The sequence below is a fragment of the Polaromonas sp. genome (genome assembly GCF_029945895.1).
In the GTDB taxonomy this organism is placed as follows: Bacteria; Pseudomonadota; Gammaproteobacteria; order Burkholderiales; family Burkholderiaceae_C; genus Polaromonas.
The window spans coordinates 1-25,134 of the sequence record NZ_JAQSDL010000029.1 but is presented as its reverse complement, the minus strand read 5'-3'; the positions used below and the strand labels follow the sequence as shown (position 1 = coordinate 25,134).

General features: G+C 61.6%; 25 protein-coding genes and 1 pseudogene. 19 read left to right on the top strand and 7 right to left on the bottom strand.

What is annotated here, in order from left to right; all coding sequences use genetic code 11:
- The 5 genes from PSV33_RS03360 to PSV33_RS03340 form a co-directional block, all read right to left on the bottom strand.
- Positions 1-828, bottom strand: coding sequence for an SDR family oxidoreductase (locus tag PSV33_RS03360; RefSeq protein WP_170954822.1), 828 nt, complete (start codon positions 826-828; stop codon positions 1-3).
- 64 nt (positions 829-892) lie between these two features.
- Positions 893-1,309, bottom strand: coding sequence for a MaoC family dehydratase (locus PSV33_RS03355; RefSeq protein ID WP_096670233.1), 417 nt, complete (start codon positions 1,307-1,309; stop codon positions 893-895).
- Between the two features lie 10 nt (positions 1,310-1,319).
- Positions 1,320-1,763: a MaoC family dehydratase N-terminal domain-containing protein gene (locus PSV33_RS03350; protein ID WP_096670231.1), complete on the bottom strand. Its 444-nt coding sequence runs from the start codon at positions 1,761-1,763 to the stop codon at positions 1,320-1,322.
- Positions 1,764-1,796: 33 nt separating this feature from the next.
- Positions 1,797-2,981, bottom strand: coding sequence for a lipid-transfer protein (locus PSV33_RS03345; RefSeq protein ID WP_096670229.1), 1,185 nt, complete (start codon positions 2,979-2,981; stop codon positions 1,797-1,799).
- Positions 2,982-3,093: 112 nt separating this feature from the next.
- Positions 3,094-4,617: an AMP-binding protein gene (locus PSV33_RS03340; protein WP_096670227.1), complete on the bottom strand. Its 1,524-nt coding sequence runs from the start codon at positions 4,615-4,617 to the stop codon at positions 3,094-3,096.
- 185 nt (positions 4,618-4,802) lie between these two features.
- On the opposite strand from PSV33_RS03340, the gene PSV33_RS03335 reads away from it, so the two are divergent.
- The 12 genes from PSV33_RS03335 (at position 4,803) to PSV33_RS03280 (ending at position 18,051) form a co-directional block, all read left to right on the top strand.
- Positions 4,803-5,981 (top strand): acyl-CoA dehydrogenase family protein, encoded by a 1,179-nt coding sequence (locus tag PSV33_RS03335; RefSeq protein WP_096670225.1) that lies wholly within the window; start codon positions 4,803-4,805, stop codon positions 5,979-5,981.
- 12 nt (positions 5,982-5,993) lie between these two features.
- Positions 5,994-6,800 (top strand): enoyl-CoA hydratase/isomerase family protein, encoded by an 807-nt coding sequence (locus PSV33_RS03330; RefSeq protein WP_096670223.1) that lies wholly within the window; start codon positions 5,994-5,996, stop codon positions 6,798-6,800.
- A gap of 34 nt (positions 6,801-6,834) precedes the next feature.
- Positions 6,835-8,082 (top strand): thiolase family protein, encoded by a 1,248-nt coding sequence (locus PSV33_RS03325; protein WP_096670221.1) that lies wholly within the window; start codon positions 6,835-6,837, stop codon positions 8,080-8,082.
- A 10-nt stretch (positions 8,083-8,092) separates the two neighbouring features.
- The gene (locus PSV33_RS03320; protein ID WP_096670219.1) at positions 8,093-8,860 is read left to right on the top strand and encodes an SDR family NAD(P)-dependent oxidoreductase; all 768 of its coding nucleotides are present in this window, start codon (positions 8,093-8,095) and stop codon (positions 8,858-8,860) included.
- A gap of 31 nt (positions 8,861-8,891) precedes the next feature.
- Positions 8,892-10,052, top strand: a complete 1,161-nt coding sequence (locus PSV33_RS03315) for an acyl-CoA dehydrogenase family protein (RefSeq protein WP_096670217.1) — start codon at positions 8,892-8,894, stop codon at positions 10,050-10,052.
- Between the two features lie 4 nt (positions 10,053-10,056).
- Positions 10,057-10,857: an ABC transporter ATP-binding protein gene (locus PSV33_RS03310; protein ID WP_096670215.1), complete on the top strand. Its 801-nt coding sequence runs from the start codon at positions 10,057-10,059 to the stop codon at positions 10,855-10,857.
- Positions 10,854-12,806: an AMP-binding protein gene (locus PSV33_RS03305; protein WP_096670213.1), complete on the top strand. Its 1,953-nt coding sequence runs from the start codon at positions 10,854-10,856 to the stop codon at positions 12,804-12,806. Before PSV33_RS03310 ends, PSV33_RS03305 begins: the two co-directional genes overlap by 4 nt.
- On the top strand, positions 12,803-13,690 hold the full coding sequence (locus PSV33_RS03300; RefSeq protein WP_176491401.1) for a branched-chain amino acid ABC transporter permease: 888 nt from the start codon (positions 12,803-12,805) through the stop codon (positions 13,688-13,690). The genes PSV33_RS03305 and PSV33_RS03300 overlap by 4 nt, the downstream gene beginning before the upstream one ends.
- A 3-nt stretch (positions 13,691-13,693) precedes the next feature.
- Positions 13,694-14,746, top strand: coding sequence for a branched-chain amino acid ABC transporter permease (locus PSV33_RS03295; protein WP_096670211.1), 1,053 nt, complete (start codon positions 13,694-13,696; stop codon positions 14,744-14,746).
- 73 nt (positions 14,747-14,819) lie between these two features.
- The gene (locus PSV33_RS03290; protein WP_096670209.1) at positions 14,820-16,049 is read left to right on the top strand and encodes an ABC transporter substrate-binding protein; all 1,230 of its coding nucleotides are present in this window, start codon (positions 14,820-14,822) and stop codon (positions 16,047-16,049) included.
- On the top strand, positions 16,043-16,903 hold the full coding sequence (locus tag PSV33_RS03285; protein WP_096670207.1) for an ABC transporter ATP-binding protein: 861 nt from the start codon (positions 16,043-16,045) through the stop codon (positions 16,901-16,903). Before PSV33_RS03290 ends, PSV33_RS03285 begins: the two co-directional genes overlap by 7 nt.
- 47 nt (positions 16,904-16,950) lie before the next feature.
- Positions 16,951-18,051: a CaiB/BaiF CoA-transferase family protein gene (locus tag PSV33_RS03280; RefSeq protein WP_096670205.1), complete on the top strand. Its 1,101-nt coding sequence runs from the start codon at positions 16,951-16,953 to the stop codon at positions 18,049-18,051.
- Positions 18,052-18,130: 79 nt separating this feature from the next.
- On the opposite strand, the gene PSV33_RS03275 is transcribed toward PSV33_RS03280, so the two are convergent.
- Positions 18,131-18,295 (bottom strand): Tn3 family transposase, encoded by a 165-nt coding sequence (locus PSV33_RS03275; RefSeq protein WP_255250072.1) that lies wholly within the window; start codon positions 18,293-18,295, stop codon positions 18,131-18,133.
- A 29-nt stretch (positions 18,296-18,324) separates the two neighbouring features.
- Positions 18,325-18,990: a metalloregulator ArsR/SmtB family transcription factor gene (locus tag PSV33_RS03270; RefSeq protein WP_096670203.1), complete on the bottom strand. Its 666-nt coding sequence runs from the start codon at positions 18,988-18,990 to the stop codon at positions 18,325-18,327.
- A gap of 85 nt (positions 18,991-19,075) precedes the next feature.
- Here PSV33_RS03270 and PSV33_RS03265 point away from each other — a divergent pair, with 85 nt between their 5' ends.
- The 7 genes and pseudogenes from PSV33_RS03265 to PSV33_RS03235 form a co-directional block, all read left to right on the top strand.
- The gene (locus PSV33_RS03265; RefSeq protein ID WP_300558660.1) at positions 19,076-19,453 is read left to right on the top strand and encodes a DsrE family protein; all 378 of its coding nucleotides are present in this window, start codon (positions 19,076-19,078) and stop codon (positions 19,451-19,453) included.
- A 10-nt stretch (positions 19,454-19,463) separates the two neighbouring features.
- Entirely contained in the window at positions 19,464-20,675 is a 1,212-nt protein-coding gene (locus PSV33_RS03260) for an MFS transporter (protein ID WP_096670199.1), read from the top strand.
- A gap of 126 nt (positions 20,676-20,801) precedes the next feature.
- Positions 20,802-21,305, top strand: a pseudogene (locus PSV33_RS03255) (recombinase family protein); the annotation flags it as partial.
- A gap of 145 nt (positions 21,306-21,450) precedes the next feature.
- Positions 21,451-21,831: a DUF6516 family protein gene (locus tag PSV33_RS03250; RefSeq protein ID WP_096670289.1), complete on the top strand. Its 381-nt coding sequence runs from the start codon at positions 21,451-21,453 to the stop codon at positions 21,829-21,831.
- A complete protein-coding gene (locus PSV33_RS03245) occupies positions 21,828-22,190 on the top strand; it encodes a transcriptional regulator (protein ID WP_176491400.1) in 363 nt (120 codons plus the stop codon). The genes PSV33_RS03250 and PSV33_RS03245 overlap by 4 nt, the downstream gene beginning before the upstream one ends.
- Positions 22,191-22,391: 201 nt before the next feature.
- Positions 22,392-24,779: a DEAD/DEAH box helicase family protein gene (locus PSV33_RS03240; protein ID WP_096670197.1), complete on the top strand. Its 2,388-nt coding sequence runs from the start codon at positions 22,392-22,394 to the stop codon at positions 24,777-24,779.
- Positions 24,780-24,911: 132 nt separating this feature from the next.
- Positions 24,912-25,134: hypothetical protein (locus tag PSV33_RS03235; RefSeq protein ID WP_300558646.1), on the top strand; the 223-nt coding region annotated here is incomplete at its 3' end.

The following is a 25,134-nucleotide window of genomic DNA, read 5'->3' as shown; positions in this document are numbered from 1 at the left end:
TTAGATCGAGATGCCGCCGCCGCAGATCAGCGTCTGGCCGCTGACGTAGTTCGATTCGGGAATGCACAGCAGGTAGACCGATCCGGCCGCCTCCTCGGGCGTGCCACCGCGACCCAGCGGAATGGTGCGCTCCATCATTTCCAGCAGATCGGGGTTGACGCCGACCTTGATCTTGCGGCCTTCGACATCAATCGATGCGTTGCCGCCGGCCGAAGCTTCGGTCAGCCGCGTCTTGATCATGCCAAAAGCGACGGCGTTGACGTTGACCTTGTAGCGCCCCCACTCCTTGGACAGCGCCTTGGTCAGGCCGATGATGCCGGCCTTGCCCGCCGAGTAATTGGCCTGGCCCGCGTTACCGCCGGTGCCGGCGATGGATGAGATGTTGACCACCTTGCGGAACACCTCCTGCCCGGCTTCGGCTTCCTTGCGCGAGGTGACGCGGATGAACTCCGCGGCGGCGCGCAAAATCTTGAACGGCGCGGTCAGATGCACATCAATAATGGCGTTCCACTGCTCGTCGGTCATCTTCTGAACCACGTTGTCCCAGGTGTAGCCGGCGTTGTTGATGATGATGTCCAGGCCGCCGAAGCTGTCAATCGCGGTCTTGACGAAGCGATCAGCGAAACCGTCGGCGGTGACGCTGCCCACGCAGGCCACGGCAATGCCGCCGGCCTTCTTGATGTCGGCCACGGTCTGCTCTGCCGGGGCTGCGTCGAGGTCGTTGACGACCACTTTGGCGCCTTCGCTGGCCAGCTTCATGGCGATCGCGCGGCCAATGCCGCGGCCCGAACCTGAAACGATGGCCACTTTGCCTTCGAGTTTTTTCATGATGTGTGTCCTTGCTTGTGATTAAAAGGAAAGAAATAAAAAGTCGGGCCGCCAGACGGCAGTCTCAGTTCAAGGCAACCAAAGCCTCGCCGGCCAGCGTGATTTCGCCTGTCGCCTTCGTCGCGCTGATTTGAACGCGCACGCAAGGTCGGCCTGCATGCTCGAGCTTTTCAACCACCTTGCCACTGCAGCGCACGCGGTCGCCGAGATGGGTCAGGGCCGCGAAGCGCACGCCATAGCTGAGGATCTGGCGCTGCGGCACCCATTCGGTGAGCGCGCGCCCGAGGTAGGCCATCGACAACATGCCGTGCGCGAACACATCCTTCATCCCCGCGCCGTGGGCGAAGTCGATGTCGATGTGGATCGGGTTGTGGTCGCCCGACGCACCGGCGAACAGGGCCAGGGTGGTGCGGCTGATCGGCGGCAGTTCCAGCACGGGCATGTCGTCACCGACATCAATGATTTTTACTTGAACGTTCATGAATATTCCTTCAGGCGTGGCGCACGACGATCACCGAGTGCAGGTCGGAGACATGCTCGCCGAGCTGATTGGTGACCTTCGTGTCGTTGACGACAAACTCGAGCGCGCCGCCCTTCTTGTCGTAAATGTCGGAGATCCGGGTCTGAAAGCGCAGCGTGTCGCCAGCGCACACCGGAGCGTGGTAGTCGAAACGCTGCTCGCCGTGCAAGACCTTGCGCAGGTCGATCTTGAGCGTGTCGAGCAACTTCATCAACACCCCCGAATCGCTCTCGGCGCCAAAGATGAAGGTCGGCGGCGCCACGACGTTGCGGTAGCCAGCGGCCTTGGCGGCGGTCGCGTCGAGGTGGATCGGATCGGTGGCACCGATCACCTCGGCGAAAAAGCGGATGCGCCCCTTCTCCACATCCCACAGCGTAGGCGGCACCTCGTAACCGATGAATTTCTTGTCAATCATGGGACTCCAGCTCCTGGTTTTCTGCGCCTGTGCTCATGCGGCCTGGTAAAGCGTGACGACGCAAGCGCCGCCCAGCCCGAGGTTGTGCTGCAAGGCCACACGGGCGCCCTTGACCTGGCGTTTGTCCGCCGTGCCGCGCAGTTGATGGGTCAGCTCGTAACATTGCGCCAGGCCGGTGGCACCCAGCGGATGGCCCTTAGACAGGAGGCCGCCAGACGGATTGGTCACGACCTTGCCGCCGTAGGTGTTGTCACCGTCCAGCACGAACTTCTCGGCACCGCCCTCCGGACACAGGCCCAGCGCCTCGTAGGTGATCAGTTCGTTCTGCGCGAAGCAATCGTGCAGCTCGACCACGTTCACGTCCTGCGGACCGATACCGGCCTGCTTGTACACCTGCTGCGCCGCCTCGCGCGCCATGTCGAAGCCGACCACGCGCATCATGTCTTTGGATTCGAAAGTGCTGGGGAAATCGGTCGTCATCGCCTGGGCAGCAATCGAAACGCGCGTATCGAGCCCGTGCTTTTTGGCGAAGGCTTCGGAGCAGATCACCGCAGCAGCGGCGCCGCAGGTCGGCGGACAAGCCATCAGGCGGGTCATCACACCCTCCCACAGCACGGGTGCGTTCATCACGTCATCAACCGAGACCTCCTTGCGGAACAGCGCCAGCGGGTTGTTCACCGCATGGCGGCTGGCCTTGGCGCGAATGCTAGCAAAGGTCTCCAGTTTGGTGCCGTACTTGTCCATGTGCGCCTTGCCGGCACCGCCGAAGTAGCGGATGGCCAGCGGGATTTCCGGGTGACCGACGATGTCGGCGGCGGCCCGGTCGAATTCCTCGAAGGGCGTCGGCCTGTCCTCGAACTGGGCCTTGATGGCACCGGCGGCCATCTGCTCGAAGCCCAGGGCCAGCACGCACTCGGCGGCACCGCTTTCGACCGCCTGGCGCGCCAGAAACAGCGCCGTCGAACCGGTGGAGCAGTTGTTGTTGACGTTGACGATTGGTATGCCGCTCATGCCCACCGGGTAGAGCGCCCGCTGGCCGCAGGTGGAATCGCCATACACATAGCCAACATAGGCTTGCTGGATCATGGGGTACTCGAGGCGCGCATCGGCCAGGGCTTGGCGCACGGCCTTCTCTCCCATCACGTGATAGGGCTCACTGGCGCCCGGTTTGGTGAACGGAACCATGCCCACACCGGCAACGATGACTTTACGACTCATAACTCTAACTCCTCAGGTTGAAGCGTCGTCTGACGCTGATGAATGGTCGCGCCGCGAGCGGCATGACCTGATAGGTGTCACGGGTGAATGCGGCACAACTGTCCTGTTCCGATCATGTGGCTACCCATTGGCGCTCGATCTCATGACGCTGTATCTTGCCCGTGCTGCTGCGCGGGAACGCGGCGGCATCGACAAACCGAATGTCCTTGGGAACCTTGTAGCCGGCCAGCTGCGCGCGGCACCACTGCATCAGAGCCTGCGCGTCTGCGGCGGCTCCGGGCTTGAGCGCGACGAAGGCCAAGGGCACTTCTCCCCAGTGCGCGTCACTTCGTCGTACCACGGCGGCGTCGAGCACCGTCTCATGCGCGAGCAGTACGCGCTCGATCTCCGCAGGATAGATGTTCTCGCCCCCCGACTTGATCAGGTACTTCGCACGGTCGACGAAATTTAGCGAGCCGTCAGCCTGCCGAACGAACAGGTCGCCCATGTGGAACCAGCCGCCGCGAAAGTCGATCGCATTGACCTCGGGAGCATCCCAGTAGCCCGAGAACAGCGTCGGTCCACGGATCGCCAGTTCACCAGGCACGCCGACAGGCACGTCGCGGTCATCGGCATCGACGAGGCGGATGCGGCAAAAACCCGACTCGCGCTTAGCCAGACTTTCGGGCACGACGCCTTGCGCCAGCAGAACTCCGGAAGCCGGCGCCAAGCCCGTCTCCGTCGCGCCGAAGCTGTTAAGGTAGGGAGCGCCAATCAGGCGCGTGAGTTCGGCGATCTGCTGCAGCGGTACCAGATCGGCCATCGCACCGACCATGCGAACACTGCGGATGCGCGGCCGGTTGCGCTTCAGACCATCGATTAGCGGCTCTATCATGCCTGGCATCGCCACCAGCCAGCTGATCGGTTCGCGCTCAAGTACCGCGCACAGACCGTCAGCATCGAACCCGTCGTGAATCACCACCTTGCCACCCAACATCAGGGTAGCGAGGCTAAAGTCGGTGGCTGCCATGTGGAACAGCGGCGACCAAGCCAGAAAGTTGCGGTCGGCACCAATGCCGAATTCAGCGGAAAAACACATCGCGCGCGCAACCATCGCGCGGTGGCTGATCACCGCCCCCTTGGGAACGCCGGTGGTGCCGCTCGTGTAGAGAATAACCAGACCCTGTGCGGGATCGACATCGATCTGCGGGTCGCTCTCAGGCGCCGTAGCCAACAATTCCTCGTAGCGCGCGTCGATGTCGATCACTTGGGGCACGCCATGATCGATGCGCGCGAGCATCGGCGCATGGCGCGCCGACACAAGCACAACGCGCGGCGAAACCAGGCGCACGCAATGCGTCATTTCAGCATCGGCCAGGCGCCAGTTCAGGCAGGCCACGATGGCGCCCAGCTTGGCAGCTGCCAACTGGGTTTCGAGGTATTCGCGGCGATTCTCCGACAGCAGTGCCACACGGTCACCCATCGCAACGCCATGCTGAACCAGTACATGGGCCAATCGATTCACGCGCTGATCAAGCGCTTGGTAGCTCAGCGCACCCCGTTCATCCTCGACAGCCATCGATTCGGCACGGACGGCCACCTGCTTGCGTAACAGGTCGGCCACCGTCAATGAATATGCACCGATTCCGTCTCCCATGTACACCGCCTCCCGTTCTGGCACTCCGAGTGAGTGTCAGCGACGTATCCTACCAAACGCTTGACAGTTTTACAATACCCCATTAAATTCGCATCAACCCAAAGGAGGTCTCGTCCGCGCAGGCTCGCTCTGGTGCGCGCCGTGGCTCATTGACCCACAACCCAAACACTGATTGGCATCCCAACATGGCCGCCCCTCGCAGTTTTGCTCTCTCCGCCGACGACCGCGCCGTGCTCGAAGCCGCCGACAAGTTCGCGCGCAAGGAATTCGTGCCACTCGCGCGCCGCATGGACGACGAGGAATGGTGGCCGCCGGATATTTTCCAAAAAATCGGCACGGCCGGCTTCATGGGGGCCACCGTGCCTGCCGAGCATGGTGGCGCGGGCATGGACCTGTTCAGCTCGGGCCTGATCTGCCAGGCCTTTGCGCGCTGGAACCCCGCCATCGCCTTGTCCTGGGCGGCGCACGATAACCTGTGCGTCAACAACATCTTCCGCAACGCCAACGAGGCGCAGCGCCGCCAGTACCTGCCCGGCCTGTGCAACGGCACAAAAATCGGCGCGCTCGGCCTGACCGAACCCGGCGCCGGCTCCGACGCCCTGGGCGCCATGCGCACCAGCGCGCGCCGCGAGGGCGACCACTACATCCTCAACGGCACCAAGATCTACATCACCAACGGCCCGGTCGCCGACGTGCTGCTGGTTTACGCCAAGACCGCGCCGGAGTTGGGTGCCAAGGGCATCTCGGCCTTCATCGTCGAGAAGGATTTTCCCGGCTTCAAAGTGGCCCAAAAACTGATCAAGATGGGCTTTCGCGGCAGCCAGACCGGCGAGCTGGTGTTCGACGACTGCCGCGTGCCGGTGGCCAACCTGGTGGGCAAGGAAAACGAAGGCGTCAAGATCGTCATGAGCGGGCTTGATCTGGAACGCGCCCTGGTGGCCGGCTTGTGCGTGGGCATCTGCGAACGTGCGCTCGAATTGAGCGTCGAGTACGCCAGGACGCGCGTGCAGTTCGGCAAGCCGATTGGCAGCTTCCAGATGGTGCAGGCCATGCTGGCCGAGATGTACACCGAGATCGAGGCCATGAAGACCCTGGTCTGGCGCACGCTGGCCGAGGTCAATGACCTGGAAATAGGCGGCGGTGGCCGCGGCGATGCCCACAAGCTGACCGCCGCCTCCATCCTGTATGCGGGCGAGGCCTGCAACCGCGTGCTCAACAAGGCGGTGCAAGTGCACGGTGGCAGCGGCTACATCTGGGAGTCCGAGATCAACCGCCTGTTCCGCTGCATCAAGATCCTGGAGATCGGCGCGGGTACGTCGGAGGTGCGCAAGATGATCATCGCCGAAGAGTTGCTGCGCGGCTGATGCCCGGGATACATGACGATGCAGCCCTTCTCAGCCATTCACTTCGATCAGCGCGGCGCCGTGGCGTGGATCACGCTGAACCGGCCCGATGCGATGAATGCCCTGTCGGAGACGATGTGCGCCGAATTGCGCGATGCGACCGAGCGTTGCGAGCGTGACCCGGCCATCCGGGTCATCGTGCTGACCGGCGCTGGCCGCGCCTTCTGTGCCGGCGCCGACCTCAAGGGCGTGTTCGAGAGCAGCACTGGCGAACCCGGCCCAAGCGACCCGATGGGCGAGTTTCTCGATCTCGTCGGCGGCATGATGGATAGTCTGCGCGCGTGTCCCAAGCCCACCATTGCGGCGCTGAACGGACTGACGATGGCCGGCGGGCTGGAGCTGGCCATGGCCTGCGACCTGATCATCGCCGCCGACAGCGCCCGCATCGGCGACGCGCATGCCAATTTCGGCGTGTTTCCGGGCGCTGGCGGCGCGGCGATCCTGCCACGGCGCATCGGTGCCACCGCCGCCAAATACCTGCTGTTCACCGGCGACACCCTGCCCGCACGCGAACTGGTTCCGCTGGGCCTGGTGAACCGCGTGGTGCCCGATGCCGAGCTGGTGTCCGAGGTCGAAAAACTCGCCTTGCGCATCGCCAGCAAGAGCCCGCTGGTGCTGCGCCGCATGAAACAGGCCGTGGCGGACGGTCTTGAGCAGCCACAGGCTTCGGCACTGCGGCTGGAGCGGCTGGTGCTCGACGCGCACCGCCATTCGCACGACATACAAGAGGGCCTCGCGGCTTTCGTCGGCAAGCGTACGCCCGATTTCAAGGGCTACTGATTTCACCCCACTCCTTCTGAATGGACGCATTACCATGACCAGCCCGCAAGCCGCCGTTTACATTGCCGGCGTCGGCATGACGCCGACCGGCAAGTTTCTTGACCGCGATATCAAGCAACTGACCGCCGCTGCCGTGAACGCCGCCCTGGCCGATGCCGGACTGTCCGTCAGCGACATCCAGTCGGCGTATTTCTCCAACGCCACCCAGGGCGCGCTCGAAGGCCAGACCATGATCCGCGGCCAGATTGCGTTGCGCACGATGGGCTTCGAATTCATCCCGATCTTCAACATCGAAAACGCCTGCGCCAGTGCCAGCTCGGCCTTCAACTTGGCGGTGCAGTACGTGCGCTCGGGGGCAGGCGAGATCGCGCTGGCCATTGGTGCCGAGAAAATGTTTTGCGCCGACAAAGCCAAAATGTTCAGCGTCTTCGATGGTGCCTGGGACGTGGCCATGGTCGAGGAGAACAAGCGTAGACTGCTGCAAATGGGGCACGGTATCGAGCCGCCCGATGGCTCCACGTCGAAAGCGCCCTACAGCCTGTTCATGGACATCTACGCCGCCTTTGGTCGCTTTCACATGCGCGAGTTCGGCACCACGCAGCGACAAATTGCCGCCGTTTCGGCCAAGAACCACGGCCATTCGGTGCACAACCCGCTGGCGCAATACCGCAATGCCTACACCATCGAAGAGGTACTGGCCGCGCCACCGATCACCTATCCTCTGACGCTACCCATGTGCGCGCCCATCAGCGATGGCGCAGCCGCAGCCATTGTCTGCTCGGAGGCGGCGCTGGCCCGTCTGACCGACCGTCGGCGCGCCATCAAAGTGCTCGCCTCGGTGGTGACCACCGGCACCAACCGCCGACCGGAAGACGTGGCCCAGCACATCACCGTCAAGGCGTCCAGACGCGCCTACGAACTCGCCGGCATCGGCCCGCAGGACATCTCGCTGGCCGAGGTGCACGATGCCACCGCCATCGGCGAAATCGTGCAGAGCGAGAACCTTGGTTTCTGCAATTTCGGCGAAGGTGGGCGACTTGCAGAAAGTGGCGGTACGAGCATTGGCGGCCGTATTCCCATCAATACCTCGGGCGGACTGGAATCCAAAGGGCACCCGATCGGCGCCACCGGACTGGGCCAGTTGCACGAACTGGTCACGCAACTGCGTGGAGAAGCGGGAGCCCGCCAGGTTCAGCGCGCACGACTCGCCATCGCCGAGAACGGTGGCGGGCTGTTCGGCCTGGAGGAAGCAGTGGCCGCGATCACCATCCTCGGTCGTTGAAGGGAAAAAGATGAATTTGCATGACAAGGTGGCCATCGTCACAGGTGGTGCTTCAGGCTTGGGGCGCGCGGTGGCTGATGCGCTCGCCGCAGGCGGCGCACGGGTGTCATTGTTCGACCGCGACAGCGAGCGTGGTGTGCAGGCAATCACCGAGCTGGGTTCTGCCGCCATGTTCGAGCAGGTAGATGTCACCAGCGAGTCACAGGTGCAGGCGGGCATCGACGCAACCTTGGCCCGCTTTGGTGCCATTCACATTTGCATCAACTGCGCTGGCGTACCCGACGCAGCCAAGACCGTTTCCGACGGAAAACCCTTTCCCCTGGCACTGTGGGACAAGGTGATTGCCGTCAACCTGACCGGCACGTTCAACGTGCTGCGCCTGGCCGCCGTGGCGATGGCGCGCAATGAGCCTGAGGGCGATGAGCGCGGCGTCATCATCAACCTGTCGTCCGGTGCCGCACAGGACGGCCAGATGGGACAGGCGGCCTACGCCGCCAGCAAGGCCGGGGTGATCGGCCTCACGCTGCCGGTGGCACGCGACCTGGCCGATCTGGGCATCCGCTGCGTGGCGGTTGCACCGGGCTTGTTCGAAACGCCGATGGTCGCGGGCCTGCCAAAGAAAGTCGCGCAGGCCATCGTTGACAGGATGATTCTGTTCCCGCGCCGCATGGGTCAAGCCAGCGAGCTGGCCCACCTGGTGCGATCCATCGTCGAGAACCCCTATATCAACGCTACCTGTTTGCACATTGATGCCGGCGCACGCATGAGCGCGCGCTGAACGAGACCGACAACACACCGAGACCAACACCATGAATTTCCTCCCCACCGAAGAACAGCGCATGGCCGTGGAAGGCTTCACTCGCTTCCTAGAAACCGAACTGCGCCCGATTGTCGAACGCTACCAGCCCGACAAGCTGATTGAAAAAGAGTTGATGCTCGAGATCTTCCAGAAGATGCTGCCCTACGGCATGGGCGGCAACGGCATCATTGCCGAGGAACATGGCGGCCTGGGCATGCCCTGGCTCACCTATGCACTGATGTATGAGCAGCTCGCGCGCATCTCCGGCGACGTGGCAATCTCGCTGCTGATTCAGCAGCTCGGCGCCTATTCGCTGGAGGTCTGCCCGAACGTAGCCATGCGCGAGAAGTATTTGCCACGCATGGTACGCGCCGAAATTATTGCCTGCAGCGGCATCAGTGAGCCCGGCGTCGGCTCCAACGTGGCCGAGGTGACCTGCCGCGCCAAACGCGACGGCGACCACTACATCGTAACCGGTGAAAAAACCTGGATCTCCAACGGCCACTATTCCGACTTCTGCATGGTCATCGTTCGCACCTCGAGCGAAGGCTCGGGCGCCATCTCGATGATCCTGGTGGATCGCGCCGAACACGGCTACGAAAGCCGCAACATCGACAAGCTGGGGCTCAACAGCACTTCGACCGCACAACTGTTCTTCGACGGCGCGCGTGTACCGGCCGAAAACATGATGATTGAACCCGGCACCGGCCTGAAGAACACCATGGTGCTGTTCGAGAAGGCGCGTCCCATGGTCGGCATGACTTCGATCGGCATCGCCCAGGCCGCACTCGACAAGGCGGTGGCCTACTCGAAGGAACGCCGCCAGCATGGCAAGCCGATTGGCGGTCATCAATTGATCCAGGGCATGCTGGCCGAGGCGGCCACCGAACTCGACGCCGCGCGATTGCTGGTCTACCGCGCCTTCAACCTAATCGACCACGGCGTGCGCAGCGAGGTGCAAAGTGCCATGGCCAAGTGGTACGCGACCGAGATGGCGGTCAACGTGACGTCGAAAGCAGTGCAGATTCACGGCGGCAACGGTATCACCAAGGACTTCGGGGTTGAATTGTTATTCAGAAACGCCCGCATGATGCCGATCCCCGATGGCACCACCGAAATCCAGAAACTCATCATTGGCCGCGCCCTGACAGGCATAAACGCCTTCTCCTGAACCTATGAGCTCCAACTCCTCCATTAGCCAGGACAGCCAGGCTTCGGTACTGCAAGCGCGGGACATCACCTTGCGCTTTGGTGGTGTCACTGCTTTGGCCGATGTTGCCATCGAAGTGCATGACAACGAACTGCTGGCCATCATCGGCCCCAACGGTGCGGGCAAAAGCTCGTTGATGAACGTGCTGAGCGGCTTTTACCAGCCACAACAGGGCTGCGTGCACTACCGCGGTCAAGACATCAAAGGCCGCGCGGTGCACGAGATCGCGCGCGACGGCGTGGTGCGCACTTTTCAGGGCACCCATTTATTCTCCAACATGAGCGTGATCGACAACATCCTGGTGGGCCGCTACAGCCTGATGCGATCGAGCCTGGCGCAGGCATTTCTCTACTTTCCCTGGACCCAGCGTGAAGAGTCTGTGCACCGGGAAGCAGTCGAGGACATCATCGACTTCCTTGAAATTGAAAACATCCGCCACCAGCCGGTGGGCGCGCTCGGCTACGGCCTGCGCAAGCGCGTGGACCTGGGCCGGGCCTTGGCGATGGAACCCAAGGTGCTGCTAATGGATGAACCGATGGCCGGTATGAACACCGAAGAAAAAGAAGACCTGGCCCGCTTCATCATCGACGTGCGCGAGGCCAAGCGCATCCCGGTGGTGCTGGTGGAGCACGACATGGGGGTAGTAATGGATCTGGCTGACCGCGTGGCGGTGCTCGACTTCGGCCGCAAAATCGCCGACGGCACGCCGGCGCAGGTGCAAGCCGATCCGGCCGTGATCCAGGCCTACCTGGGAGCTGCGGCATGAACGCGACCCACCCCACCCCGGTATCCGTACCGACCCTGCCACAGAAGTTGCTCGCCCATGCCCAGGAACATCCGAAGCGGCTGGCGCAACGCGTCAAGCGCAAAGGCGTGTGGCGCTGCTATACATGGGCCGACGTGTTTGATCGCACGCGCAACATTGCGCTTGGCGCGGCGGCGCAGGGCCTGCAGCGCGGCGAAACCGCGATCGTGATCGGCGAGAACGAACCCGAGCATTACTGGGCGCTGTTCGCGGCCCAGTCACTGGGCGCCAAAACCGTGTCGGTCTACCCTGACGCCACCGTCGACGAACTGCATTACCTGTGCGAGGATTCAAAGGCCCGTTTCATCTTCGCGCAGGATCAGGAGCAGGTCGACAAGGCGCTCGCGCTGCTGGAGCGGCTGCCCGACATCCGGGGCATCGCCTACTGGGACAACTCGGGCATGTGGTCGTACCGGCATCCGCTGCTGCAATCTTTCGATGCCTTGACCGCTGAAGGGCGGCGCCAGCACGAGCGGCACCCGCAGCGCTTCGAACGCGAAGTCACCGCCGGCCAGGCGGACGATCTGGCGCTGCTGACCTACACCTCCGGCACCACCAGCAAGCCCAAGGGCGTGATGATCAGTCACCGCTGGTTGATGGACAACGCGTTGCGCATGAGGAGCTCGCTGCCGTTGCAAGCCGGCATGGAATACATGTCCTACACCCCGCTGGCCTGGATCACCGAGCAACTGCTGGGCGTGACCCTCGGACTGACCTTGCCGCTGGTCATCAACTTCCCCGAAGGTCCCGACCAGGTCTTGCCCAACCTGCGCGAACTCGCGCCACACATCGTGCTGTTCGGCCCGCGCCAGTGGGAGAACATCGCCGCCACCATCGAGGCGCGCATGCTCGCCGCGAGCTGGATGGCGCGCGGCATCTACCGCTGGGGCATACGCATCGGCCACGACGTACATGTGGCGCGGCTCGAAGGGCGGACGGCACCTTGGCTGTCGCGCCTGCTGCTGCCGCTGGCCGAAGCGCTGGCCCTGCACCCGGTGCGCGATCAGTTTGGCTTTATTCGCAGCGATGTCGTGGTTTCAGGCGGCACCGCCATGGCACCCGACGTGTTCCGCCTGTTCCACGCCATGGGCGTGCCCTTGCGCAACATCTATGGCTGCTCGGAATTCGGCCTGATTGCCGGCCACCGCGGCGAGCGCTACGACCTCGAAACCGTAGGCCCGCTGCTGGATGTGGACCCGGCCTTCGGCGCGCCGCTGGAATCGCGCATCGAGGACAACGGCGAGCTGCTGCTGCGCGGCGGCACCGGCTTTCTCGGCTACTGGGGCAAGCCCGACAAGACCGCCACCATCCAGCGCGACGGCTGGTACGTCAGCGGTGACGCCGTGCGCAAGACCGGGCGCGGCGAACTCGTGTACCTCGACCGCGTGGAACACCTGGTCAAACTCGCCAGCGGTCACCCGTATCCCCCGCAGTTCATCGAGACGCGGTTGCGCTTCTCGCCCTTCATCAAGGACGTGATGGTGCTGGGCGACGCCACCCGGCCCTGGGTTGGCGCGCTGATCAACATCGACATGGCGGTGACCAGCCGCTGGGCCGAGGAGCGGCGCATCGCGTTCTCCACCTTCACCGACCTGTCGCAGCGGCCCGAGGTGCGGCAACTGGTGCAGGGCGAAATCCGGCGCATCAACCAGTTGCTGCCCGAAAGCTCGCGGGTGGTGCGCTTCGCCAATTTCCCGAAGGAACTCGACCCCGACGAAGGCGAACTCACCCGCACACGCAAGCTGCGCCGGGAATTTCTTGAAGTGCGCTACCGGGCACTGATAGACGGCCTGTATGCGGGCGCCGCCGACATTGCCTGCGACATCGCCGTGACCTACCAGGATGGCCGCCAGGGCGTGTTGCACGCAAACGTGGTGGCCACCGACATTGAAGGAACACACACCCCATGATCATCGAATTCATCAACTACACCATCAACGGCGCGCTGCTCGGCCTGCTGTATTCGCTGGTGGCCATGGGCTTTGTCGTCATCTACCGCGCCAGCAAGGTCTTCAACATGGCGATCGGCGAGATGATCGTGCTGGGCGCCTTCCTGCTGTGGTGGGCGATCCAGTCGCGCGGCATGCATCCGGCGCTGGGCATCGCCGTTGCACTGGGCATTTCGGTGCTGATCGGGCTGGCGATTGAACGCCTGCTATTCAGGCGCCTGATCGGCGAATCGGTATTCTCGATGATCATGGTCACGATCGGGCTGCTGATCCTGATGCGCGGCCTGGTGCTGGTGATCTGGGGTCCGCAGGAGCGCCAGTTCCCCGCCATCTTTCCCCTCACGCCCATCATCCTGGGCGAGATGATCATCCCGCGCTCGCTCGCCTTCGGCGGTGTCATCGCGGTGCTGGCAGCGGTGGCGCTGCACTGGTTCTTCAACCGCAGCCGCACCGGGCTGGCGATGTCGGCGGTGGCCGAGGACCACCAGATCGCGCTGGCCATGGGCATCAGCGTGCGTCGCTCCATCGCCTTCGCCTGGGCGCTGGGCGGCGTGCTGTCGGTTATCACCTCGATGGTCTACCTGAGCGGCAAGTCGCTGACCTTCCTGTCCTCCGAAATCGGCTTCGCCGCCCTGCCGGTGGCGCTGCTGGCCGGGCTCGAATCCATCGGCGGCCTGCTGCTGGCGGGCATCATCGTCGGGGTCGTGCAGGGACTGACCGCCGCCTACATCGACCCGCTGATCGGCGGCAACGCCGCCGCCGTCGTCCCCTATATCTTCATGCTGGTGGTGCTGGTGGTCCGTCCGACCGGCATGTTCGGCTGGAAACGCATTGAAAGAGTCTGACCCATGGATCCCTCCGGCATTTTTTCCACCAGTTATGCGCGTGACCGCGCGCTGATCCGCACGCGCGCCCAGTGGGTCACACTGGCCTTGTTCATCGGCATTTTGTTGCTCTACCCCTGGTTCGCCTCGGCGCGTCTGGTCGCGGTAGCCAACCTGATGCTGGTCACGTCCATCGTGGTGGTCGGCCTGCAGATCACCACCGGCTACGCCGGGCAGATTAACCTGGGCCAAGCCGCCTTCATGGGGGTCGGCGCCTACGCCGCCAGTGTGGTCGAGGTCAAGGCCGGGCTGCCGTTCTGGGTGGCGGTGCCGGTGGCCGGCCTGGTGGCGGCGCTGGCCGGCTGGCTGTTCGGCCTGACAGCGAAACGCATCAAGGGTTTCTACCTCGCACTGACCACCATCGCGGCTCAGTTCATCTTCCACTTCGTTGTGCTGAATCTGCCCTCAGCCTGGCTCGGCGGCGTCAATGGCTTCAGCCTGGAGCCGGCCCGGCTGGGCACATTTTTGTTCAACACCGACCGCTCGCTGTACTACCTGTTTCTTGTCGTCACCATGGTGATGGTATTCGGCGCTTTCGGCATCCTGCGCAGTCGCCACGGGCGCGCCTTCGTCGCCGTGCGCGACGACGATGTGGCCGCCGGCATGATGGGCATCGACGTGGCCGGCGCCAAGTCGCGTGCCTTTGTGCTCGGCGCTTTTTACGCTGGCATCGGCGGTGCCCTGTGGGCCTACCAGGTCCGCTTCGTCTCGGTCGATCAGTTCACGCTGTTCAACTCGATCTGGTTCATTGCCATGATGATCGTCGGCGGGCTCGGCTCGATCGTCGGGGCACTGATAGGCACCGTGCTCATCCGTGGCGTGCAGGAGGTCATCACCAGTCTGGGCCCCGACCTGGTCGAGCGCATCCCCAGCCTGAGCAGCGACCTGATCTTCGCCAGCATGAATGTGTTTCTCGGCCTGATCATCACGCTGTTCCTGCTGCTTGAACCGAAAGGCCTGATGCACCGCTGGAACATCCTGAAAACCAACTACCGGCTCTGGCCGTTTCACCACTGAGCTCGCCCAGCACAGCGAGTCGCAATCCCCCTGTCCCTTTTCCCTTCATCACCACCACTACCCGGAGACAAGCATGCAACGCAATACCTTTCTCAAACTCACAGCCGCTCTGGCAACCGGCCTGCTGCTAAACGCGACAGCCTATGCACAGACGACGACGATCAACATCGCCGCCTTTGCCGACTACGCCGGTCCCTACGCCAACGTCATGCCCCAGATGCAGGGCGGGCGACTCGCCGTGATCGAGTGGTGGAACAAGGAAGTCGGCAGCAAGCTCAACGTGCAGATCGTCGTCAAAACCTTCGACACGCGCTACGACGTGGCGCAAACCGCCAGCCTGTGGCCCGGCATCAAGGCCGAAGTCAAACCCGCGCTCCTGCTCGGCCTCGGCGGCCCGGATGCCGCCGCGCTGCAGCAGCGCCTGCCGGAAGACAAAATCCCCATGCTCATGGCCACCGCCACCTACGGCTTCGGCTGGAAACCCAACCAATGGGCCCTGAACCTGCGCCCCACCTACGCCCATGAGGCGGCCGGATTCCTGGAATGGTTCCGCACCACCAAACTCCAGGGCAAGCGCCCGGTCAAGGTGGCGATCATCACCTCCGAAGCCACGCCCGCCTACGCCGACATGGCCAAGGGCCTGCAAAGCTACACCAAGGCCAACCCTGACAAGGCCACCTTCGTCGAGGCGATCTGGACCGAAGTGCAACCTGCCGACCTGACCCTGGCGGTGCGCCGCCTGGTCAACGCCGGCACCGACGTGATCGTGATCCAGACCAACACCGCCCAGGCTGTGGCCACTAAACGGGCCTTGCAGGCGCTGGGCAAAAACGTCCCGATCATGCTCTCGCTGCACAACGGGGTGGTGGGATCATCCAAGGCACTTGGCGACCCGAACGGCTTTGCCGGTGATTTCGAGGTGGGTGCCATCGCCGATGCCAGCGAAGACGACTCGACCGCACGCAAGTTCTACAGCATGTTGCAGGAAAAGCATGGCCTGAAATCGGGCTGGAATGCAATGACCATCATGGGCCTGGGCCAAAGCATCGTGGCCGTGCGCGCGATTGAGGCCACCATCAAGGCCAAGGGCCCCGGCAAAGTCACCGGCGAAGCCGTGCGCGAGACCTTGATGAACAGCCAGTTCACCAGCAACGACCTGATGGGCATACTGCCAGGCGTGGACTTCAGCAACGACGCCCCCTTCCCCACCGGCACCGCCAAGGTCAACATCGCGACCATGAAGGACGGCAAGGTGGTTCGGGCGGCGGGCGATGTGACCGTGCCAACGGTGCCTAAATGGTGAGTTCAGCCCTTGCTGCGGCACCGGATCAACGTACCGCGCCCCATGCGACCGCCAATCCGGCGGTGCTGACGCTGTCCAACGTCGAGGTGTTGTATGCCGAGGTGATCCTGGCGCTCAAGGGCGTGTCGATGCAGGTCCCCGAAGGCGGATGCGTGGCGCTGCTGGGCGCCAACGGCGCAGGCAAGAGCACCACCCTCAAGGCCATCTCCGGCGTCATTGACTCGGAAGACGGCCGCGTCTCGGGAGGGGCGATCACCTTCGACGGCCGGCCGATTCAGGGGCACGACCCGGCGACCGTGGTGCGCAGCGGTCTGGTCCATGTGATGGAAGGCCGGCGCGTGCTGCAGCACATGACGGTCGAGCAAAACCTCATCATCGGCGGCCACATGTTTCCATCGGCGCAGGCGATGCGCCGGGCGATGAACAGCGTGTACGAAGCGATTCCGCGCCTGGCCGAACTGCGAAAACGCACTGCCGGCTATCTGTCGGGCGGCGAGCAGCAGATGTTGGTGATCGGACGCGCGATCATGGCCGAGCCGAAACTCATGCTGATCGACGAGCCGTCACTCGGACTGGCGCCGCGCATGATTGAGGAAGTCTTCGCCGTGCTGCACCACTTGCGTGAGCAGGGACTGTCGCTGCTCATCGTCGAGCAGAACACGCGCGTAGCCCTGGAGATCGCCGACTATGGCTATGTTATGGAGAGCGGCCGCATCGTGCTGGAGGGGCAGGCCCAGGAACTGCGCGACAACGAGGATGTGCGCGAGTTCTATCTCGGCCTGGACCGCGAGGGGGTGCGCAAGAGCTTTCGCGAGGTCAAGCACTACAAGCGGCGCAAGCGCTGGCTGGGATAACAGACGGCTGGCTTGTGGTTTTAATTCGGTTTCAGGAGTAACGACAAATGAGTGGTCCCTTGCAAGGGTTGAAAGTGATCGAGTTCGGCGGCATCGGCCCCGGACCGTTCTGCGCGATGATGCTGTCCGACATGGGCGCCGACGTGATCCGCCTGGATCGCAAGGCCGACAAGGGCAAAGACCGCGGGGATGGTGCCTTCCTGGCCAGTGGCCGGCGCAGCGTGCTGCACCGCGGTCGGCGTTCGATGGCGGTCGACCTGAAGTCGCCCGAGGACGTGCAGCGAGTCCTGGCACTGGTCGACGGGGCCGACGCGATCATCGAGGGTTTCCGCCCGGGCGTGATGGAGCGGCTGGGTTTGGGCCCGGACGTGCTGCTGGCACGCCACCCACGACTCGTCTACGGGCGCATGACCGGCTGGGGCCAGGACGGCCCGCTCGCGCAGGCCGCCGGGCATGACATCAACTACATCGCGCTGTCGGGCGCGCTTAGCCTGATCGGCCGCTCGAAAGGCGGACCGGTAGCGCCGCCGGCGATGGTCGGCGACCTGGGTGGCGGCGGCATGATGCTCGCCTTCGGCATCGTTTGCGCTTTGCTCGAAGCGCGCACCTCCGGCCATGGCCAAGTGGTCGATGCCGCGATCACCGACGGCGCGGCGCTGCTGACCTCCATCGTCTGCGACCTCAAAGCGCTGGGAATGTGGAAGAACGAGCGGCAGGCCAACCTGTTGGACGGTGGATCGCATTTCTACGACACCTACGAGTGCGCTGACGGGAAATGGATCTCGATCGCATCACTGGAGCCCCAGTTCTATGTGCTGCTGCTGGAGAAGCTCGGCATCAGCGATCCCGAGTTTCAACGGCAACGCGATCCGGCAGTCTGGCCGACGCTCAAACGCCAGATCACCGACATCTTCCGCGCCCAGCCGAGCGCGCACTGGTGTGCGTTGCTGGAGGGGACCGACGTGTGCTTTGCACCGGTGCTGACACTGGAAGAGGCAGCACGCCACCCACACAACAGCGCGCGCGGCACTTTCTTTGAGCGGGACGGTGTGCTTCAACCTTCACCGGCACCGAGGTTCAGCCGGACGGTGACCGATCGCCCAAGCCCCGCACCGTTCATTGGCGAACACGACGACGAACTCTTGTAGCCGAAGAATGACGGGGGCTGAGAAAAATGGGCCACAGGGCTAACCAGGGGTCATCTCAGAAAACGGAAAATAAAGCACGTTAAGCCGGTGGTAGCGGTCGCAACGGCCTGAACTTGCCCGCGCCGATCTTGGCGCTGCTGCGCCAGAGGTAATCGCCGGTCAGATTGATGTGCTCCCACCCCAGCGGTGACAGGTATTGCAACAGCGTGTCGTTTACCGGTTTGCCATGCCGGGGTCGTCTCAGAAAACGGAATTTAAAGTACGCTAAGTACGCTAAGTGTTAGAAGCTGCGCCTTGCATCTGCGCCCACTCAGCAACCCCCTCCCGTAATTGCAAAGCGGTATAGCCCTGTTCTTGCAGCAGACGCACGGCATCTGCTGACATGAGGCAGTACGGCCCACGGCAATAGGCCACGATGGGCTTGTCCTTAGGCAGCTCGGCGACGCGGGCGCGTAGCTCTGCCAGTGGCATCGAGCGGGCGAAAGGCAGATGAGCTTGCTCGAACTCGTTAGGGGGTCGCACGTCAATCACGACGACCTCACCTTCTCGCGCTTTGCGCAGCAGCTCGGCCCGATCCTCACCGCGCCATTCCCCATTCGAAGAAGTGAGCTGACGCAAGGCGTCTTGCAGCTCGAATAAGCGATCTTCAGCCAAGGTACGCAGCAGCACCCAAAAACGCGGCACCTCAGGGCTGGCGATGCGGTAGATGATGTGCTTACCCTGCCGCTCGGTATCCACCAGTCGTGCCGAGCGCAGCTCCTTGAGGTGGGCGCTGGTTAGTTTTACGCTGATACCCACCTCGCGGGCGAGTAAGTCCACCGGCTTCGGAGCCTGACAAAGCAACTCAATCAGCTCCAAGCGCTTCGGGCTGGCTGCGGCCTTGGCGATGCGTGCGACCTGTTCGTACAGGGCATCCTTTAGTTCTCGATTTGTGCTCATGGCGACAGGGTGTCCGTAGGTGTGATTGGCGTCAATGAATTGACAAGGATTGGGTGTTATGTGCTACATTCTAACAATCTTTAGAATGTTAGATAAAAAGAATTTAACCATGAAAAACTTGTTCATCCTCAATGGTGCTCCCTATGGCGACGAGCGCACCTACAACGGCTTGCGCCTAGCCGGTGCCTTGGCCAAGCGCGAAGGCAATCAGGTGCGCGTTTTCCTGATGGGCGATGCTGCCATCGCGGCCAAGGGAGGGCAGAAGGTGCCGGAAGGCTTCTACAACGTGCAGGTGATGCTGGGCCGCGTAACCCGCGCTGCGGTCGATGCTGTGGGAGTGTGCGGCACTTGCATGGATGCGCGAGGTATGAAGGGTGATGAACTGATGGAGGGCGCGCACCGGGGCACCCTCGAAGAGCTGGCCGACTGGTCGGAGTGGGCAGACAAAGTGTTTGTGTTTTGAGGGGCCGGCGATGAATCCGACCTCCGCAGAAAAGCGCAATGTCCTGTTGCTCGCCAGCACGCAGGCCCTTTTTCAAACCGCATCGGTGATGGTGATGATGCTCTCGGGCTTGGCCGGGCTACAACTTGCCAGTGACAAGAGCCTTGCCACCTTACCGATTGCCATGATGATGGTGGCCGCAGCGGCCATTATGATTCCCGCCTCAATGCTGATGCAACGGTTCGGCCGCAAGGCTGGCTTTTTGCTGGGCACCACGCTTGGATGCTTGGCGGGCCTGACCGCAGCCTATGCAATTTGGCTGCACAGCTTTTGGCTGTTCGTGTTCGCCAACATGCTTGTTGGCGGCTACCAAGGCTTTGCACAGTATTACCGATTTGCCGCCGCTGACGTGGCCAGTGCCGACTTCAAGAGCCGGGCAATTGCATGGGTAATTGCAGGGGGCGTAGTTGCAGCGTTGGCCGGGCCGAACATCGCCCGCCTGACGCAGGACATCGGCCCATTGCCATTTATGGTGTCGTATTTCGCTCTATCCGCCTTGAGCGTAATTGCCTTGCTGGTGGTGACGCGCATTTGCATCCCATCGCCTGTGGTGGTTGCCGAGGTGCACAGCTCAGCTCGCCCGCTTTCGGAAATCATGCGGCAACCCGTGTTCATCACGGCGTTAATTGGCTCCTCGGTTGGCTATGCCGTGATGGTTATGGTGATGACTGCAACGCCTTTAGCGATGCAGATTTGTGGCCAGTCGCTGGGAGCCTCGGCCACCGTGATTCAGTGGCACGTCTTGGGGATGTTCTTGCCATCCTTCTTCACCGGCAACTTAATCCGCCGCTATGGGGTGCTGGCGATCATGGGTGCCGGGATCGCGCTGCTGGCTGGGCACGTCACCATAGCGCTGACTGGCATTGAATTCCTGCACTTCCTGTCTGGACTGATTCTGTTGGGCGTGGGTTGGAATTTCTTGTTCATCGGTGGCACGACCTTGCTGACCGAAGCCTACCGCCCGAGCGAGCGAGCCAAGACGCAGGCTGCCCATGACTTCCTGATGTTTGGCTCGGTCAGCCTTGCGTCGTTCTCGGCGGGTGGCTTGCTCAATGCGTGGGGGTGGCAGTCTGTCAACCTGACGGCGTTGCCGTTCCTCGGAGCTGCATTGATCGCTGTTGTCGGCCTTGGGGCGTTACGTTGGAGAACTCGGCTGACCTCGCCAGGAAATGTGTCGGCTTGAGCTATGCCCTAACCTGATGTCAGGATAGGCCACCTCGCAACGTCCGAATAAAGTTCATTTCGGCGTTTCTTGACACCTGCTGCGAACGGTCATAGATTTCTTCCTGACATTTTCACGTCGGGATGTATCGGTTACGCCCGAGTCAGCAGCTTTGACCAGAACCCGGAACGGCAACTGGAGCAGCTCGAAGTCGGCAGGGTGTTCACCGACAAGGCGTCAGGCAAAGACACCCTGCGGCCTGAACTCGATTCTCTGCTGGCCTTCGCGCGCGAGGGCGACACCGTGGTGGTTCACAGCATGGATCGCCTGGCGCGCAACCTCGACGACCTGCGCCGCCTGGTGCAGAAGCTCACCCAGCGCGGTGTGCGCATCGAGTTTGTCAAGGAGAACCTGATCTTCACCGGCGAGGACTCGCCGATGGCGAACCTGATGCTGTCGGTGATAGGTGCGTTTGCCGAGTTTGAGCGGGCCTTGATCCGCGAGCGGGAGTGCGAAGGTATCGCGCTCGCCAAGCAGCGTGGAGCCTACCGGGGCCGAAAGAAGTCTCTGGGCGGTGAACAGATCGCTGAGCTGAAACAGCGCGTCGCGGCGGGCGAGCAGAAAGCGAAGCTGGTCCGTGAATTCGATTTACCTTCATACGGATCAGGCCAAGCGGGCCCGGCAAATGAGGGATGCTTTTGGGTCACCAAACGCCTAAGGCATCAACGAGCCCAGAAATGGCATATTCCAACCCAATGAGCATTGAAAAGCTTATCAGTTCATGATAAGCTTTGGCATGGAATCACAACGTTCACCGGCCATTGGTTTGGAATATTTACTTGGCTTGGATGGCAATATTGAAGTTCAAAATGATGCAGGCTACTGGGTCAAGATGGAAGTTTCGAGTGTAGACGTGACGGCGGAACGACCGCACGGCATCAGGTACAGCTTGACACTGCATGCGCCGGACAACACTCGGCTAATTGGTTTCGATAATGCCCATAGCGTGAGACCAGCAGGCTCACGCTTCAAGCATGCAGGTAAAAGGTTCCCGTACGACCACCGCCATCGACACGCTCTGGATGAGGGTGTGTTGTACGAGTTTGACACCGCTTACCAGTTGGTCAGTGATTTTTATGCTGAAGTAGATCGCGTTTTAAAAGAGGTCAGTCCATGAACAAGGTATTGAAGTTCGGTATTGCGGCAGTGCCTATGCAGCGTGCCCGTTCGCTGGCTATTGCGGCTGGAACACGCCAACGCGCCAAAGATGAACCCAACGTTTGGTTCCCCTCGGTGACCGCCATGGCACGAGTCCTGTCAGATGAGAACATGGCCTTGCTCAAGGTCATTCGAGAGCGTCACCCAGACTCCATGGATGCCTTAGCCAAAGCTGTGGGAAAACATGTGCCCAACGTTTCGCGTTCGCTGCACACCATGGCGCAATATGGTTTGGTCACGCTAACCAAACATGGTCGAACGGTGACGCCCCAAGTTACCTCCGAACGAGTTACGGTGGATTTTTCCTGGGGTGGCTGACATTGCATTCAAATGAAATCAGCTACTCGTTCAAACCGATTGACAAACGTCACCGCGACTAAATTGGGTAGCTTTACTTTTTTTTTGGGTGGGCAAAAATAGTCAATTTTGGACATGCCACTCCAGCCTCGGAAGACGATCCCTCGCCAGCCTCAATTAGCCTGCGGTTCGTTTTTTCCATCAACGTAAAACGAGCCGCGCATGTCAAAGACAGAAGCTGAACTCATCCAGTTACGTGCTGAGAATGACGCGCTTAAGGCTCTGCTGGCACAGCACGGCATCGCGGTACCGCAACCATCAGATTCCGACGCTGGCGATGCTGCGCTGCAACCCAATGCCAACGAGTTTTCGCCCACGGCGAAGGTTAAGCTCTTCCGACGACTCTTTCGTGGGAGGGACGATATCTATCCAGTTCGCTGGATAAGCAACACGACGGGGAAGTCTGGGTATTCGCCCCACTGCGCCAACAAATGGAAACCCGGCATTTGCAAATTGCCGACCATAAAATGTAACGAGTGCAGTAATAGCCTATATGAGCCCGTCACCGACTACATCATTCGCCAGCATCTCAGAGGCGAGATCACCGCCGGAGTGTACCCACTACTGGTCGACAACCGATGCTATTTTCTTGCCATCGACTTTGATGAGGCGGACTGGCGCGAAGATGCCCGCGCGGTACTGCAAACCTGCCTCAATAATGATCTCCCTGCAGCGTTGGAAATCTCGCGCTCTGGCGAGGGAGCTCACCTTTGGCTATTCTTTGCGAACGCGACGCCGGCAAGGGATGTGCGACGTCTTGGCGCGGCGCTGATCAGTGCGACTTGCGCCCGCACTCGTCAATTGGCCCTTAAATCATACGACCGTCTGTTCCCAAATCAGGACACCATGCCGAAAGGCGGATTTGGCAACCTGATCGCATTACCGTTACAAAAGGAACCCCGTGACCTTGGACGCAGCGTCTTTGTTGACGCGAACTTGCAGCAGCTCCCAGATCAGTGGGCGTTCCTGGAAAACATCAAGCCCCTTCCGCAAAGCCGTATCGAAACGGCGTTGACCAAACTGGTCGGGGACCGCCATCCGCTCGACATCGCTTATGCCGAAGTGCCGGAAGAGAACGCTGACGCCCCATGGGTACGACCGGCCAAGCCTGATGTCAAACTCAACGGCATCATGCCGAAGGCGGTAAAGGCAACAATCGCCGCCCAATTGTTCATCGAGAAGGCCGGCCTGCCGCAACCCTTGATGAACCGGCTAGTCCGCGTTGCGGCGTTCCAAAATCCGGATTTCTACAAACTTCAGGCCACGCTCAGGTCCACATGGAATACCCCCCGGATCATCAGCCGCGCAGAAAACCACGAAAAATTTCTGTCGTTGCCGCGAGGTTGCCTGAGCGACGTCGAGGCATTGCTTGCCGCAAATAAAATTGAGCTCCGTCTGGGCGACGCGCGTTCGATGGGGCAACGAATGAACGCGACGTTCAAAGGCGTGCTGCGCCCGGATCAGCAGGAAGCGCTCGAAGCTGTCACAAAACATGATTTCGGCATGCTGATTGCGCCCACCGCATTTGGAAAGACGGTCACCGCAGCGGCCGTTATCGCCAAGAGAAAGGTCAGTACCTTGGTGATTGTCCACCGCGCCGACCTTATGCGGCAATGGCAGGAGCGGCTTGGCAGTTTCGTCGGACTGGACGAGCAAAAAATTGGCCTGATCGGCGCCGGGAAAAAGAAGCCCACAGGCATGCTCGATATTGCAGTCATCCAAAGCCTGGCGCGCCGCGACGATCTACCCGAACTGTTCAGCCAGTACGGGCAGGTGATCATTGACGAGGCACATCATTTAACCGCAGAAACATTCGAAGCGGTCTTGAAGCAAGCCAGCGCACGCTACGTCCTGGGGCTCAGCGCTACCCCCGTTCGCAGTAACGGGCACCATCCGATCATCTTCATGCAGTCGGGCCCCGTCAGGTATATCGCCAAGCGCCCGGCACATATCCCGGATAAGCTAATGGTTCGGATCCGGCATCTTCCGACTCCGTCCATTCCGCCGCACGCCAGTATTCAAGAGGTCATTCGGCGGCTGGCCGAGGACGACGATCGAAACGCACGCATCGTCGCCGACGCGACCAATGCCTTGAAAAACGGGCGCAAGGTGCTGTTGCTGACCAAAAGGACGGAACACCTTGACCTGTTGCACAAGCAATTGGCGAATGTCGAGTACCCATGCTTCATGCTGCACGGTCGCATGAAGGCAAAGGAACGCCAGGCGATCATCAAGGCCCTGGCGGAGTTGCCGGAGGACGCCCCGCACATACTGTTGGCCAGCGCCCAACTGGTCGGCGAGGGTTTCGATCATGCTCCGTTGGACACTCTGATCCTGACGCTGCCGATCTCATGGACAGGAACGCTGCAGCAATACGCCGGCCGTCTACATCGTGACCATGCAAACAAGAGCGACATCTTGATTTACGACTACGTCGAACAGGATCATCCGCAACTCTACAGGATGTGGGAAAAGCGACAGCGGGGTTACCGGGCGATGGGTTATCAAGTGGATTCCGATCAACAACAATTACGCCTTGGCTCCCTATGACGAAAGAATTGGCCAAAAATTTGTTGTCACCTAGATTCGGCGCTGTGAACAGCCCGACGGGAGTACGTCGGAATGTCAACTATCGCTGCGTGCCCAAGAGAGCCGGACAACCAAGGAAACCAAAATCTACATTTGAGAGACAGCCTCCTGGTTTTTGGCTCTGGCAGTGAGCGTCTTACCGCGAAATCGTATGGCAGCACTCCACTTTTCGCTGCGGCTCGGTCATTTTCAGCCAATGTCGGCAGCAACCTGTACTGGGTGTACCGAGGCCTTGACTCCCTCCCCTTTGGCGAAGAAATCCGCTCGTTTTACCTTTTCGAATATGAAGGGACTTCCGCGATTGCGCTACCGCAAC